Here is a 13,304-nt window from a genome sequence, read left to right on the forward strand (position 1 = left end):
CCGGACGGCCGGGAGCACGTGCTCCCGGCCGTCCGGCGTTCTCCGTGACCGCCGTCCGCTCCGCGACGCGGCCTACGACCAGGTGGCGACGGCGTATCCCACGCCGTACGGCGCGTCCTCGAACAGCAGTGATCCTCCGAGGCCGGCGCCCTCGGCCGCGCCGGCCAGGACCTGCCAGGGCGCCCGGCCGGACACCTTCAGCTCCCGGGCGATACCGGTGTCCAGCGTCATGAGGGCGGGCAGGTCCGCCGCGCCGAGCGCGCGCCCCACCTCGGCGTCGAAGGGGGCAGCCCGCTCGTCGAGATACCCCGGCGCCTTGAGCGTCCGGCACGCGCTGGCGTCACCCATCACCAGCAGCGCGACCCGCCCGGCACCGGCGGCGAGGTCCCGCCCGGCCCGGGCGCAGTCGTCGGGCGCGAGCCGCTCCCCCACGCCGAGTCCCTCCACCGGGGCATCGGACCACCCCGTGCGCTCCAGCAGCCAGGCGGCCACCGCCAGCGAGTACGGCAACCGCCGCTCCGCGCCCTCGCCTCCGGCCCCGGCTCGTCCCAGCCGTACGTCGAGATCGACCCCGAAGCCGCGGAACGACCCCCGGCTGCCCTCCGGGTACCTCTCGGGCCCGGGGGCGTCCCCCGGGCCGACGACCACCAGCCGGTCCGGACGGGCGGCGGCGAGCACGCCCAGCGCGTCCGTGCAGGCGGCACGCGCGGCCTCCAGCTCCGGAGCGGCACCCGCGGCGACCTCGGGAACGAGCAGGGGCGGGCAGGGACAGACAGCGGCGGCGACAAGCATGATCGGCAGGGTAACCGTCAGCGGGCGCGATGCCGCACGGGGCGGGCGGGACACCGTCCCACCCCGCCGGCGGCCACGGTCCGGCTCAGTCGCAGCCGCAGCCGCTCGCCGCCATCGGCAGCGGCTCCGGGACGCCGATCTTGGGCAGGCCGAGCAGGACGCCCGTCGGCTGGGACGCCTTCGACGCCTTCTCGGCCGTGCGCTTCCCCCAGGCGTCGCCCGCGCGCGTGCGGCGCACGGCGAGGACGGGGCCCTCGGCGAGCAGGTGGTGCGGGGCGGCGTAGGTGATCTCGACCGTGACGACGTCGCCCGGGCGGACTTCCTGGTCCGGCTTGGTGAAGTGGACGAGGCGGTTGTCGGGGGCGCGGCCGGACAGGCGGTGGGTGGTGTCGTCCTTGCGGCCCTCGCCCTCGGCGACCATCAGCTCCAGCGTGCGGCCGACCTGCTTCTTGTTCTCCTCCCAGGAGATCTCCTCCTGGAGGGCGACCAGCCGCTCGTAGCGCTCCTGGACGACCTTCTTGGGGATCTGGCCGTCCATCTCGGCGGCCGGGGTGCCGGGCCGCTTGGAGTACTGGAAGGTGAACGCCTGGGCGAAGCGGGCCTCGCGGACCACGTGCAGCGTCTGCTCGAAGTCCTCCTCGGTCTCGCCGGGGAAGCCGACGATGATGTCCGTGCTGATCGCGGCGTGCGGGATCGCGGCGCGGACCTTCTCGATGATCCCGAGGAAGCGCTCCTGGCGGTAGGAGCGGCGCATCGCCTTCAGGATCGGGTCGGAGCCGGACTGCAGCGGCATGTGCAGCTGCGGCATCACGTTCGGCGTCTCGGCCATGGCGGCGATGACGTCGTCGGTGAAGTCGCGCGGGTGCGGTGAGGTGAAGCGGACGCGCTCCAGGCCCTCGATCTTCCCGCAGGCGCGCAGCAGCTTGCTGAAGGCCTCGCGGTCGCCGATGTCCGAGCCGTACGCGTTGACGTTCTGCCCGAGCAGGGTGATCTCGGAGACGCCCTCGGCGACCAGGGCCTCGATCTCGGCGAGGATGTCGCCGGGGCGGCGGTCCTTCTCCTTGCCGCGCAGGGCCGGGACGATGCAGAACGTGCAGGTGTTGTTGCAGCCGACGGAGATGGAGACCCAGGCCGCGTAGGCGCTCTCGCGGCGGGTGGGCAGGGTCGAGGGGAACGCCTCCAGGGACTCGGCGATCTCGACCTGCGCCTCCTCCTGCACGCGGGCGCGCTCCAGCAGGACCGGGAGCTTGCCGATGTTGTGCGTGCCGAAGACGACGTCCACCCAGGGCGCCTTCTTCACGATCGTGTCGCGGTCCTTCTGCGCCAGGCAGCCGCCGACCGCGATCTGCATGCCGGGGCGGGCGGCCTTCTTCGGCGCGAGGTGACCGAGGTTGCCGTACAGCTTGTTGTCGGCGTTCTCCCGCACGGCGCACGTGTTGAAGACGACGACGTCCGCCTCGCCGTCGGAGCCCTCGGGGGCGCGGACGTAGCCCGCGTCCTCCAGCAGGCCGGCCAATCGCTCGGAGTCGTGGACGTTCATCTGGCACCCGTAGGTGCGTACCTCGTATGTGCGCGTGCCGCCCACTGACTGGCTCCGGTCGATGCTGCTCATGGGGACAAGGGTAGGCGGTCGGCGGACATGACCCGGTCGCCTGTGGACAACCGGGCCCGGGGCTCACGGCTCGATGAGCCCGGCCCTGATGGCGTACCGGGTCAGCTCCAGGCGGTCGCGCATGCCGAGTTTCTGCAGGAGGTTGGCGCGGTGGCGTTCGACGGTCTTGGCGCTGATGAAGAGGAGTTCGCCGATCTCCTTGGAGGTGTGGCCCTCGGCGACCAGCTTGAGGATCTCCTCCTCGCGTTCGGTGATGGCCCTCTCCGGCAGGCCGTCGCCGCGGTGCAGGCGCTCCAGGTAGGAGCGGACCAGGGCCCGTTCGGCGCCCGGGTAGATGAACGGCTCGTCCCGCACGGCCGCCCGGCACGCCTCGACCAGGTCGCGGTCGGCGACCGACTTGAGGACGTAGCCGCTGGCCCCGGCCCTGAGCGCCTCGAAGAAGTACTCCTCGTTGTCGTACATGGTCAGGATGAGGATGTGCAGGTCGGGCAGCCGGCGGGACAGTTCCCTCGCCGCCTGGAGGCCGGTCATGCGGGGCATGGCCACGTCGAGGACGGCCAGGTCGACGGGGGTCTGCCGGGCCTGCGCGACGGCCTCGGCGCCGTCTCCGGCCTCGGCGACGACCGTCAGGTCCGGCTCGCCGTCCAGGATGAGGCGCACGCCCCGGCGCACCAGGGTGTGGTCGTCGGCGAGCAGGACGCGGATCGGACGGGCCGCGGGGGTGGTCATCGGCGTGCTCCCTCCGCCACCGGCAGGCGCAGCCGTACGTCCGTGCCGCCGCCCGGGGCCGGTGCGACGGTGAGGGCGGCGCCGACCAGCAGGGCGCGTTCGCGCATGCCCGTGATGCCGGCGCCCTCGGCGGCGGCCCCGACACCGGTGCCGTTGTCGCGCACCAGGAGCTCGACACCGTCCGGTACCGGCTCGAGGCGCAGTTCGGCGCGGTCGGCGGCGGCGTGCCGGGCGGTGTTGGTCAGGCCCTCCTGGGCCACCCGGTAGACGACCAGTTCCGCTTCGGGGGTCAGGGCGGGCAGATCGCCGGTGACCTGGTGGCGCACGGTGAGTCCGTGGGTGGTGAACTCGGCGGCCAGCGAGCGCAGGGCACTGGTCAGCCCCAGCTCCTCCAGCACGCCGGGGCGCAGCCGCCGGGCGATCCGGCGGATCTCGTCCAGGCCGGCCCGGGTCGCCTCCTGCGCCTGGCCGACCTCGTCGCGCAGGTCCGCGGGAGCCCGGTCGGCGACGCGCTTGAGCTGGAGCAGGACGGCGGTCAGGGTCTGCCCGACCTCGTCGTGCAGCTCCCGTGCGATGCGGTGCCGTTCGCCCTCCTGCGCGGACAGCGCACGGGCGGCGCCCGCGGCCCGCTCGGCCTCCAGCCGGTCGAGCATCGTGTTGTACGTCGTGATCAGCCCGGCCGTCTCCGCGGGGCCGCCGACCACCGGGCGGGAGCCGGGGCGCAGCAGGTCCGCGGTGGCCATGGCCCGGTCCAGCCGCTGCAGGGGCGCCAGGCCGAAGCGCAGCACGAGCGCGTTCCCCGTCAGCAGCAGCGCCAGGCCGCCGAGCAGCACGAGCGCCTCGCCGGCCAGGACGGGCGTGGAGACGGTGACCGGGCCGAGCAGCAGCGCGGTGGCCACGACCAGGCCGGCCGCGTTGAGCGAGAAGATCCGCCAGAACAGCGACACGTTCCCGGCTCCGCTCCTTCCGGCGCTCGCGTCCGACACCTCCCCCCGCAGAGTCTCCGGCGACCGGCCGTTGCGTATATCCGTCACGACACCCATATCGCCACCGTACGGCCGGATGGCAGCATGCGGACGTGGCCCGTCCGTCGATCGACACCGTTCACGGCACCGCTCAGGGCACGGACACGGGCAGGACCGACCGGACGAACAAGGGGAAGAGACGTGTCAGCTCCGCGCCTGAGGGCGACGCCGCTGCCGGGCATCGGGGTCCAGTACGACCTGGAGACCCGCGAACACCGCCATCTGTCGGTGGTCGCGCACCGCGACGGGACGCGCACGGTGAACGTGTACCGCTCCGACGACCCCGACTCCTGCGCGCAGTCCCTGCGGCTGACCAGCTCCGAGGCGGGTTCGCTGATCGACGCGCTGAAGCCGTCCCACCACAGCCCCAGCCTGCTGTACACCACCGACCTGGGCTTGGTCGCCGAGCGGATCGAGGTGGCCGCCACCTCGCGCTGGAACGGACGGGTGCTGGGCGAGACCCGGATGCGGACCGACACGGGCGCCTCGGTGGTGGCGGTGCTGCGCCGGGCCGAGGCCATCCCCTCGCCGGCGCCGGACTTCCGGCTGGCGGGCGGTGACACCCTGATCGTCGTCGGCACGCGCGAGGGCGTCGACGCGGCCGCGACGATACTCGGGCGGGAGTGAGCCGGTGCACTCCGCGGTTCTGCTCATCGAGTTCGGTTCCATCATCCTCGGCCTCGGCCTGCTCGGCCGGTTCGCCGCCCGTTTCCAGCTCTCGCCGATACCCCTGTACCTCCTCGCGGGGCTGGCCTTCGGCGAGGGCGGCCTGCTGCCGCTGGGCGCCAGCGAGGAGTTCATCGCCACGGGCGCGGAGATCGGCGTCATCCTGCTGCTGCTGATGCTGGGCCTGGAGTACACGGCGACCGATCTGGTCTCCAACCTCAAGACGCACTATCCGTCCGGCCTGGTCGACTGCGCGCTCAACGCCCTGCCCGGGGCGGCGGTGGCGCTGCTGCTCGGCTGGGGGCCGGTGGCCGCGGTCGTCCTGGCCGGTGTCACCTGGATCTCGTCGTCCGGTGTGATCGCGAAGGTGCTCGGCGACCTGGGCCGGGTCGGCAACCGGGAGACACCGGTGATCCTCAGCGTGCTGGTGCTGGAGGACCTGGCGATGGCCGTGTACCTGCCGATCGTCACGGCGCTGGTGGCGGGCGCCGGGCTGCTGGCCGGCAGCGTGACCCTGGCCATCGCCCTGGGCGCGGCGGGCCTCGTGCTGTTCCTGGCGGTGCGCTACGGCCGGGTCATCTCGCGGTTCGTCTCCAGCGACGACCCGGAGAAGCTGCTGCTGGTCGTGCTGGGCCTGACGATCCTGGTGGCGGGCGTCGCCCAGCAGCTGCAGGTGTCGGCGGCGGTGGGCGCCTTCCTGGTGGGCATCGCCCTGTCCGGTGAGGTGGCGGAGGGCGCGCACACGCTGCTGAGCCCGCTGCGCGACCTGTTCGCGGCGGTCTTCTTCGTCTTCTTCGGGCTGCACACCGACCCGTCGAGCATCCCGCCGGTCCTGCTGCCGGCGCTGGGCCTGGCCGTCGTCACCGCGCTGACGAAGATCGCGACCGGCTACTGGGCGGCCCGGCGGGCCGGGATCTCCGTCAAGGGACGCTGGCGGGCGGGCGGCGCGCTGGTCGCCCGCGGCGAGTTCTCCATCGTCATCGCGGGCCTGGCGGTCGCCGCGGGCATCGAGCCGTCCCTCGGCCCGCTGGCCACGGCGTACGTGCTGATCCTGGTGGTCCTGGGGCCGCTCACCGCGCGGTACACCGAGCCCGTGGCGACCTGGTGGGGGCGGCGGCGCGGGAGCGGCCGGCCGGAGCCGGGCCCGCAGCCCACACCCCGGGCCGCCGAGGCGGAGACACCGGTCGCCGACTGAGCGCGGCGGCCGGACCGGGACCGGAACGGGGCCGGGACCGGGGTGGCGTCAGTGGCCCCCGTCCGGCTCCCACCCCTGCTTCCGCAGGACCCCGCGCACGTCCGGTGCCTCGTAGTGCTCCCCCTTGAGGACCTTGCCGTCGGCGCGGCGGGAGACCGAGCCGTCCGGGCCGAGCTTGGTCATGTTGGAGCGGTGGATCTCCGCGAGGACCGCGTCGAGGTCGATGCCGTGGATCAGCGCCGTGCCGTACGCCACGTAGACCACGTCCGCCAGTTCGTGCGCGAGCCGGTCCAGCGGGCCCGTCACCGCCACCTCGGCGACTTCCGCGGCCTCCTCCGCGAGGAGTTCGCCGCGGTGGGCGGCCAGCTCCGGGGAGACTTCCGTCGGCGTACTGCGGGCGTCCAGGCCGGAGGCGCGGTGGAACTCACGGACCAGGTCGGCGGGCGAGGAGCTCATGGGCGCGACTGTAGTGGCCGCCACTGACACTCCCCACCCCCGCTGTGACCCCTGCCCTGGTCAGGGAGGCGCCCCGGCTGGCAGGATCGCCCGCATGTCCAGGACGTTCCCACCCATCGGCCGGCGCCGGGCGCTGCAGGGCGGTACCGCCGCCCTCGTGGTCCTCGGGCTGCTGCTGTGGTGGCTGCGCCCCTGGGCCGAGGAACCGCCCGGCGGGGACATCGACTTCGGCACCGGCACGCGTGCCGGGGTGTACTACGAGTACGGCAAACTCCTGCGCCACGAGATCGCCGAGGACATGCCCGCCCTGCGGGTGCGGCTGCTGACCAGTGCCGGTTCGCAGGAGAACGTCGCCGACGTGGCGACCGGCGAGGCCGACTTCGCGATCGCCGCGGCCGACGCGGTCGCCACGTACAAGCTCGACAACGGCACAGGCGCCGACCGGCTGCGCGGGGTCGCCCGCCTGTACGACGACTACGTCCAGCTCGTCGTGCCGCCGGACTCGGACATCCGCTCCGTCGCCGACCTGCGGGGCAAGCGCGTGGCCATAGGGCTGCCCGACTCGGGCGTGCGGCTGATCGCGAACGGGGTGCTGAAGGCGGCCGGTATCGACCCGGAGAAGGACATCGAGCCGTCGTCGGACGGTATCGACACCGGTCCCAAGCGGCTGGGCCACGGGCTCGACGCGTTCTTCTGGTCGGGCGGGCTGCCCACGGACGGACTGAGCCGGCTGGCCAAGAAGTCGGCGTCCGCCTTCCGGTTCGTGCCGATCGACGCCGGCCTGGTGGCCAAGCTGCACGACCAGGGCGGTGCCACGCGGTACTACCGCGCGACCAAGATGCCCGAGTCGGCCTACCCCACCATCCAGCGGGGCGACCCGGTGCCGACCCTGGCGGTGTCCAACCTCCTGGTGACGCGCAGCGACGTGGATCCGCGGCTGACCGAGTGGCTGACCCGTACGGTGATCGACAGCCGCGACGGCATCGGCGGGACCGTGCACTCCGCCCAGCTGGTCGACGTCCGCACGGCCATCTACACCGACCCGCTGCAACTGCACGTCGGCGCCCAGCGCTACTACCAGTCGGTCAAGCCGTAGGCCCCGACCTCGGCACGCGCACGGTGACCCGCAGGCCGTGCGGCTCGTGGTGGCCGTAGGCGATCGAGCCGCCGCCCGCCGCGAGCAGGGCCCGCGAGATGGACAGCCCGAGGCCCGAGCCCTTGATGTTCTGGTGCCGGCCGCTGCGCCAGAAGCGGTCGCCGATGCGGGCCAGCTCCTCGTCGGTGAGGCCGGGGCCGTGGTCGGTGACGACGACGGTGGAGGTGTCGCCGTCGGGGGCCACGGTCACCTCGACCGTCTCGCCCTCGGGGGTGAACTTCACCGCGTTGTCGATCACCGCGTCCAGGGCGCTGGACAGGGCGACCGGGTCGGCCCAGGCGGTGGTCGGGGGGCAGTCGCCGACCAGCCGCACACCCTTGGCCGCGGCGGTCGGGGCCCAGGCAGCCACACGTTCGGCCGCCAGCTCGCCGATGTCCGTGATGCGCAGGTCCGCCTCGGTGTGCTCGGCCAGCGCCAGGTCCAGCAGGTCGTCCAGGACCTGCGCGAGGCGCTTGCCCTCCGCCTGCACGGAGGCGATCTCCTTGTTGCCCTCGGGCAGCTCGAAGGAGAGCAGCTCGATGCGCAGGAGCAGGGCCGCGAGGGGGTTGCGCAGCTGGTGGGAGGCGTCCGCGACGAAGGCGCGCTGCTGCTCCAGGACGTCCTCGACGTTGTCCGCCATCTCGTTGAACGACCGGGCGAGGCGCCGCAGTTCAGGCGGACCGCCGGCCGCGGCGACCCGTGACTTCAGCCGTCCCGTGGCGATGTCGTGGGTGGTGGCGTCCAGGATCCGCACGGGTTTGAGGACCCACCCGGTCAGCCGCAGGGCGGCACCGACGGCCAGCAGCATGGCGGCGGACTCGCCCGCGCCGATGACCAGCCAGCCGTGCAGCGTCCGGGAGCGCATCTGCCCGGTCGGCGAGTCCGTGACGACCACCGCGACGACGTCGCCGTCCCGGATGACCGGCGAGGCCACCACGAGGTTGCGGCGCTGCCAGGGCCACACCTGCTTCGGGTCGTGGCTGCGCCGGCTCAGCAGTGCCTCGTCGAAGGCGGCGCGCACCTCGCCCGCCGCCGGCAGGGCCCACCTGGCCGGTGCCTGGGCCATGGGTCTGCGGCTGCGGTAGAAGACACCGGCGCGGATGCCGTAGACCTCGTGGTAGCTGCGCAGCTCGCTGCTGAGCGTGGCCAGGCGCTCGTTCTCGAACGCGCTGGTGGTGCCGTCGGGCGAGTCCGTGACGAACTGCGCGAGGGCGGCGAACCGCGCGGTGTCGTCGATGCGGTCGACGACGACCTTCTGCTGCTGGGCGCCCGCCAGGCTGACCGCGAGCGGCACACCGAGCGCGAGCAGGACGGCCGCCATCAGGACGATCAGCAGCGGGAGCAGACGCGTGCGCACCCGGCCCCGCTAACCGGCGGGCGCGACGAGCCGGTAGCCGACCCCGCGTACGGTCTCGATGAGGGCGGGCATGCGCAGCTTGGCGCGCAGGGACGCCACGTGCACCTCCAGGGTGCGCCCGGTCCCCTCCCAGCTGGTCCGCCAGACCTCGCTGATGATCTGCTCCCGGCGGAAGACCACCCCGGGCCGCTGCGCCAGCAGGGCCAGCAGGTCGAACTCCTTGCGGGTCAGCTGGATCACCGACCCGTCCACGCTGACCCGGCGGGTGGGCAGCTCGATGTGCACGGGGCCGAGCCGCAGCTCGGTCTCGATGCCGCTGGAGGTGTCCTCGTGGGAGGTGCGCCGGCTGACCGCGTGGATCCGGGCGAGCAGCTCGCCGGTGTCGTAGGGCTTCACGACGTAGTCGTCGGCGCCGAGGTTGAGGCCGTGGATGCGGGAGCGTACGTCGGAGCGGGCCGTCACCATGATCACGGGGGTGCTGGTGCGCTTGCGGATCTTGCCGCAGACCTCGTACCCGTCCTGGTCGGGCAGGCCCAGGTCGAGCAGCACGACACCGAAGCCGTCGCCCTCGGGGACCAGGGCCTGGAGGGCCTCCTCGCCGCTGCGCGCGTGCGTGACGTCGAAGCCGTGCCGTGCCAGGACCGCCGACAGGGCGGCGGCGACATGGTTGTCGTCCTCGACGAGCAGCAGTCTCACCCGGGCCCCCTTCGGTTCACTGGCCGTACGATCAGGATGTGTACAAAAACGCGTGCACGCGCGCGCGTGCACCCTGTGCAGTCACGCTGATGGATGAGGACGGCGTCAAGAGGGTTCCGGTTGCTGAGGGCTTCCGTTACCCGGCTGGTATGAGCGCTGCTCGCCAGTGCTACGACATGTGTCCGATTGCTATCGGATCGTGATGCTCAGATTCCCCTCAGATGTAATGACGCAGGTCGTAGAGGGTTACTACTGTCCTCCGAAACCGAGGAGGACGGAGCCTGAGAGCGATGACCGAAGTATCGGTGGCCAAGGAAGATGTGGCCGCGACCGGAGAACTGGTCGTCCTGAAGAGCGTCAACAAGCACTTCGGCGCGTTGCACGTACTCCAGGACATCGACCTGACGATCGCCCGCGGTGAAGTCGTCGTGGTCATCGGACCCTCCGGGTCCGGCAAGTCCACGCTGTGCCGCACCATCAACCGCCTGGAGACGATCGACTCCGGCTCGATCACGATCGACGGCAAGCCGCTGCCCGCCGAGGGCAAGGCCCTGGCGAAGCTGCGCGCCGACGTCGGAATGGTCTTCCAGTCCTTCAACCTCTTCGCGCACAAGACCGTGCTCGAGAACGTGATGCTCGGCCAGATCAAGGTCCGCAAGAAGGACAAGCAGGCGGCCGAGGAGCGGGCCCGCGCCCTGCTCGACCGGGTCGGCGTGGGCGCGCAGGCCGACAAGTACCCGGCCCAGCTCTCCGGCGGCCAGCAGCAGCGTGTGGCGATCGCGCGGGCGCTGGCCATGGAGCCGAAGGTGATGCTCTTCGACGAGCCGACCTCCGCGCTCGACCCCGAGATGATCAACGAGGTGCTGGAGGTCATGCAGCAGCTCGCCCGCGACGGTATGACCATGATCGTCGTCACCCACGAGATGGGTTTCGCACGATCGGCGGCAAACCGCGTGGTGTTCATGGCGGACGGCCGAATCGTCGAGGAGGCTGCGCCCGACCAGTTCTTCAGCAATCCGCGCAGCGACCGTGCCAAGGACTTCCTGTCGAAGATCCTGCACCACTGACAGCGCGCGTCGCGCCGGACGCGTACCGCGTCGCCCACCCCTTGAGGGTTCGCATCTCTTCACCAGCCAAAGGATGTTCACCATGAAGCTCCGCAAGGTCACCGCCGCCTCGGCCACCGTCTTCGCCCTCGCCCTCACCGCCACCGCGTGCGGCGGTGACAACGGCGGCGACAGCGGTTCGGACGGCGGCGGCAAGACGATCACGGTCGGCATCAAGTTCGACCAGCCCGGCCTCGGTCAGAAGACGCCGCAGGGCTACGCCGGTTTCGACGTCGACGTCGCCACCTACGTCGCGAAGAAGCTCGGTTACAACGCGGACCAGATCGAGTGGAAGGAGGCGAAGAGCGCCGACCGCGAGACCATGCTGCAGCGTGGTGACGTCGACTTCATCGCCGCGACCTACTCGATCACCCCGGAGCGTCAGGAAAAGGTCGACTTCGCCGGCCCGTACCTGCTGGCGCACCAGGACGTGCTGGTCCGCGCGGACGACAACTCGATCAAGGCGCCGTCGGACCTCAACGCCAAGAAGCTCTGTTCGGTGACCGGCTCGACCTCGGCGCAGAACGTCAAGGACAAGCTGGCCCCGAAGGCCGACCTGCAGCAGTACCCGACGTACTCGGCCTGCCTCACCGGCCTGCAGAACAAGGCGATCGACGCGCTGACCACCGACGATTCGATCCTCGCCGGTTACGCCGCCCAGTCCCAGTTCAAGGGCAAGTTCAAGCTCGGCGGCTTCAAAATGACCAACGAGAACTACGGCATCGGCGTCAAGAAGGGCAGCGACCTCAAGGCCGACATCAACAAGGCCCTCGAGGACATGGTCGCGGACGGCTCCTGGCAGAAGGCCGTGGACAAGAACCTCGGTCCGGCCAACTACAAGAACGAGCCCGCGCCGAAGATCGGCGACATCAAGAGCTGACGCAGCAGCTGAGGCAACGCCTTGCAGGTGCGCCGCCCTCCGGGGCGGCGCACCGGGGCATCCCTATACGCGGAAGCGCGGGAGATCGTGTTCGACTTTCTGAGTGACTACGACATCCTGGGAGCCTTCTGGACGACGGTGCAGCTCGCCCTGCTCTCGGCCGTCGGCTCCCTGATCTGGGGCACACTGCTGGCGGCGATGCGCGTCGGCCCGGTGCCACTGATGCGCGGTTTCGGGACCGCCTACGTGAACATCGTGCGGAACATCCCGCTGACCGTGATCATCCTGTTCACGTCGCTGGGCCTGTACCAGACCCTGAACATCACCCTCGGCGCCGAAAGGTCGGAGACGGCCAACTTCCGGCTCGCCGTGCTGGGCCTGATCGTCTACACCTCCGCGTTCGTGTGTGAGGCGCTGCGTTCCGGCATCAACACGGTACCGGTCGGACAGGCGGAGGCGGCTCGCGCGATCGGCCTGAGCTTCTCGCAGGTGCTGCGGCTGGTCGTCCTGCCGCAGGCGTTCCGCTCGGCCGTCGGTCCGCTGACGAACGTCCTGATCGCTCTGACGAAGAACACCACGGTGGCCGCGGCGATCGGTGTTGCGGAAGCGGCACTGCTGATGAAGGAGATGATCGAGAACGAGGCGCAGCTGCTCCTCATCTCGGCGATCTTCGCCTTCGGTTTCGTGGTGCTGACGCTGCCGACCGGCCTGATCCTCGGCTGGGTGGGCAAGAAGGTGGCGGTGAAGCGATGAGTGCCCTGCTCTACGACGCCCAGGGGCCTCGCGCCAAGCGGCGCAACGTCCTGTTCACAGTCCTGTTCCTGGTGGCCCTCGCAGCCGTGCTGTGGTGGCTGTACAGAACCCTCGATGAGAAGGGCCAGCTGGAGTGGGTGCTGTGGGAGCCGTTCTTCACCAGCTCCGAGCCCTGGACGACCTACATCTGGCCAGGCCTGCAGAACACGCTGAAGGCCGCGGCGCTCTCCGTGATCATCGCGCTGCCGCTCGGTGCGATCTTCGGTATCGCCCGGTTGTCGGACCACGCCTGGATCCGGATTCCGGCCGGAGCCGTGGTCGAGTTCTTCCGGGCCATCCCGGTGCTGATCCTGATGATCTTCGGGCTCGCCCTGTTCGCCGAGTACACCAACGTCTCGTCCGACGACCGTCCGCTGTACGCGGTCGTCACGGGTCTGGTGCTGTACAACGCCTCGGTCCTCGCCGAGATCGTCCGGGCGGGCATCCTGTCCCTGCCCAAGGGCCAGTCCGAGGCGGCCATGGCGATCGGCCTGCGCAAGAACCAGGAGATGCGGCTCATCCTGCTGCCGCAGGCGGTCACCGCGATGCTGCCGGCCATCGTCAGCCAGCTCGTCGTCATCGTGAAGGACACCGCCCTCGGTGGTGCTGTGCTGACCTACTCGGAGCTGCTCGCCTCGGCGAACACGATGAGCGGCTACTACGGCGCCAACACGATCGCCAGCTTCACGGTCGTGGCCGTCATCTTCATTGCGCTCAACTTCGCCCTGACGTCCTTCGCGAGCTGGCTGGAGCGGCGGCTGCGGCGGGCCAAGAAGTCGACAGGCGCGGTTGTGGGCGTGGACGATCTGGCGACCGGAGGCCGGGCCGGCGGGGGCGGTGCGGCCGCCTGACGCTCTCTCACC

14 protein-coding genes are annotated in these 13,304 nt (G+C 71.3%); 7 read left to right on the forward strand and 7 right to left on the reverse strand.

Features of this window, described 5'->3' with window-relative positions:
• Window positions 1-72: 72 nt before the first annotated feature.
• From ACIGAN_RS03265 to ACIGAN_RS03280, 4 genes are all read right to left on the reverse strand, one after another.
• A complete protein-coding gene (locus ACIGAN_RS03265; RefSeq protein ID WP_399854591.1) occupies window positions 73-792 on the reverse strand; it encodes a class III extradiol dioxygenase subunit B-like domain-containing protein in 720 nt (239 codons plus the stop codon).
• Window positions 793-877: 85 nt separating this feature from the next.
• Window positions 878-2,404, reverse strand: a complete 1,527-nt coding sequence (miaB, locus tag ACIGAN_RS03270) for a tRNA (N6-isopentenyl adenosine(37)-C2)-methylthiotransferase MiaB (protein ID WP_399854592.1) — start codon at window positions 2,402-2,404, stop codon at window positions 878-880.
• Between the two features lie 63 nt (window positions 2,405-2,467).
• Window positions 2,468-3,133, reverse strand: coding sequence for a response regulator transcription factor (locus ACIGAN_RS03275; RefSeq protein ID WP_365093650.1), 666 nt, complete (start codon window positions 3,131-3,133; stop codon window positions 2,468-2,470).
• Window positions 3,130-4,080, reverse strand: a complete 951-nt coding sequence (locus ACIGAN_RS03280; RefSeq protein ID WP_365093648.1) for a sensor histidine kinase — start codon at window positions 4,078-4,080, stop codon at window positions 3,130-3,132. Before ACIGAN_RS03280 ends, ACIGAN_RS03275 begins: the two co-directional genes overlap by 4 nt.
• 219 nt (window positions 4,081-4,299) lie before the next feature.
• On the opposite strand from ACIGAN_RS03280, the gene ACIGAN_RS03285 reads away from it, so the two are divergent.
• Both ACIGAN_RS03285 and ACIGAN_RS03290 read left to right on the forward strand, forming a co-directional pair.
• Complete coding sequence (locus ACIGAN_RS03285; protein WP_365093646.1) at window positions 4,300-4,785, forward strand: cation:proton antiporter regulatory subunit; 486 nt, start codon at window positions 4,300-4,302, stop codon at window positions 4,783-4,785.
• A gap of 4 nt (window positions 4,786-4,789) precedes the next feature.
• A complete protein-coding gene (locus ACIGAN_RS03290; RefSeq protein WP_365093643.1) occupies window positions 4,790-6,019 on the forward strand; it encodes a cation:proton antiporter in 1,230 nt (409 codons plus the stop codon).
• 48 nt (window positions 6,020-6,067) lie between these two features.
• Here the strand turns inward: ACIGAN_RS03290 and ACIGAN_RS03295 are convergent, their stop codons facing one another.
• Window positions 6,068-6,475, reverse strand: coding sequence for a MazG nucleotide pyrophosphohydrolase domain-containing protein (locus ACIGAN_RS03295; protein ID WP_399854593.1), 408 nt, complete (start codon window positions 6,473-6,475; stop codon window positions 6,068-6,070).
• 94 nt (window positions 6,476-6,569) lie between these two features.
• Here ACIGAN_RS03295 and ACIGAN_RS03300 point away from each other — a divergent pair, with 94 nt between their 5' ends.
• Window positions 6,570-7,571 carry a TAXI family TRAP transporter solute-binding subunit gene (locus ACIGAN_RS03300; RefSeq protein ID WP_365741073.1) on the forward strand — a complete coding sequence of 334 codons (1,002 nt, stop codon included), beginning with the start codon at window positions 6,570-6,572 and terminating at the stop codon, window positions 7,569-7,571.
• Here ACIGAN_RS03300 and ACIGAN_RS03305 read toward each other — a convergent pair.
• The gene (locus ACIGAN_RS03305; protein WP_399854594.1) at window positions 7,561-8,967 is read right to left on the reverse strand and encodes a sensor histidine kinase; all 1,407 of its coding nucleotides are present in this window, start codon (window positions 8,965-8,967) and stop codon (window positions 7,561-7,563) included. The genes ACIGAN_RS03300 and ACIGAN_RS03305 overlap by 11 nt on opposite strands.
• Window positions 8,968-8,976: 9 nt before the next feature.
• Window positions 8,977-9,663 carry a response regulator transcription factor gene (locus ACIGAN_RS03310; RefSeq protein ID WP_309098141.1) on the reverse strand — a complete coding sequence of 229 codons (687 nt, stop codon included), beginning with the start codon at window positions 9,661-9,663 and terminating at the stop codon, window positions 8,977-8,979.
• Window positions 9,664-9,953: 290 nt separating this feature from the next.
• On the opposite strand from ACIGAN_RS03310, the gene ACIGAN_RS03315 reads away from it, so the two are divergent.
• The 4 genes from ACIGAN_RS03315 to ACIGAN_RS03330 all read left to right on the forward strand — a co-directional run bounded on the left by ACIGAN_RS03315 (window position 9,954) and on the right by ACIGAN_RS03330 (window position 13,292).
• The gene (locus ACIGAN_RS03315) at window positions 9,954-10,730 is read left to right on the forward strand and encodes an amino acid ABC transporter ATP-binding protein (protein WP_309098142.1); all 777 of its coding nucleotides are present in this window, start codon (window positions 9,954-9,956) and stop codon (window positions 10,728-10,730) included.
• 82 nt (window positions 10,731-10,812) lie between these two features.
• The gene (locus ACIGAN_RS03320) at window positions 10,813-11,649 is read left to right on the forward strand and encodes a glutamate ABC transporter substrate-binding protein (protein ID WP_365741069.1); all 837 of its coding nucleotides are present in this window, start codon (window positions 10,813-10,815) and stop codon (window positions 11,647-11,649) included.
• A gap of 87 nt (window positions 11,650-11,736) precedes the next feature.
• Window positions 11,737-12,402: an amino acid ABC transporter permease gene (locus ACIGAN_RS03325; RefSeq protein WP_365741067.1), complete on the forward strand. Its 666-nt coding sequence runs from the start codon at window positions 11,737-11,739 to the stop codon at window positions 12,400-12,402.
• Window positions 12,399-13,292, forward strand: coding sequence for an amino acid ABC transporter permease (locus tag ACIGAN_RS03330; RefSeq protein ID WP_365741065.1), 894 nt, complete (start codon window positions 12,399-12,401; stop codon window positions 13,290-13,292). Before ACIGAN_RS03325 ends, ACIGAN_RS03330 begins: the two co-directional genes overlap by 4 nt.
• The last annotated feature ends 12 nt before the right edge of the window (window positions 13,293-13,304 follow it).

The sequence above is a fragment of the Streptomyces sp. NPDC085931 genome, from assembly GCF_044540565.1.
Classification (GTDB): domain Bacteria; phylum Actinomycetota; class Actinomycetes; order Streptomycetales; family Streptomycetaceae; genus Streptomyces.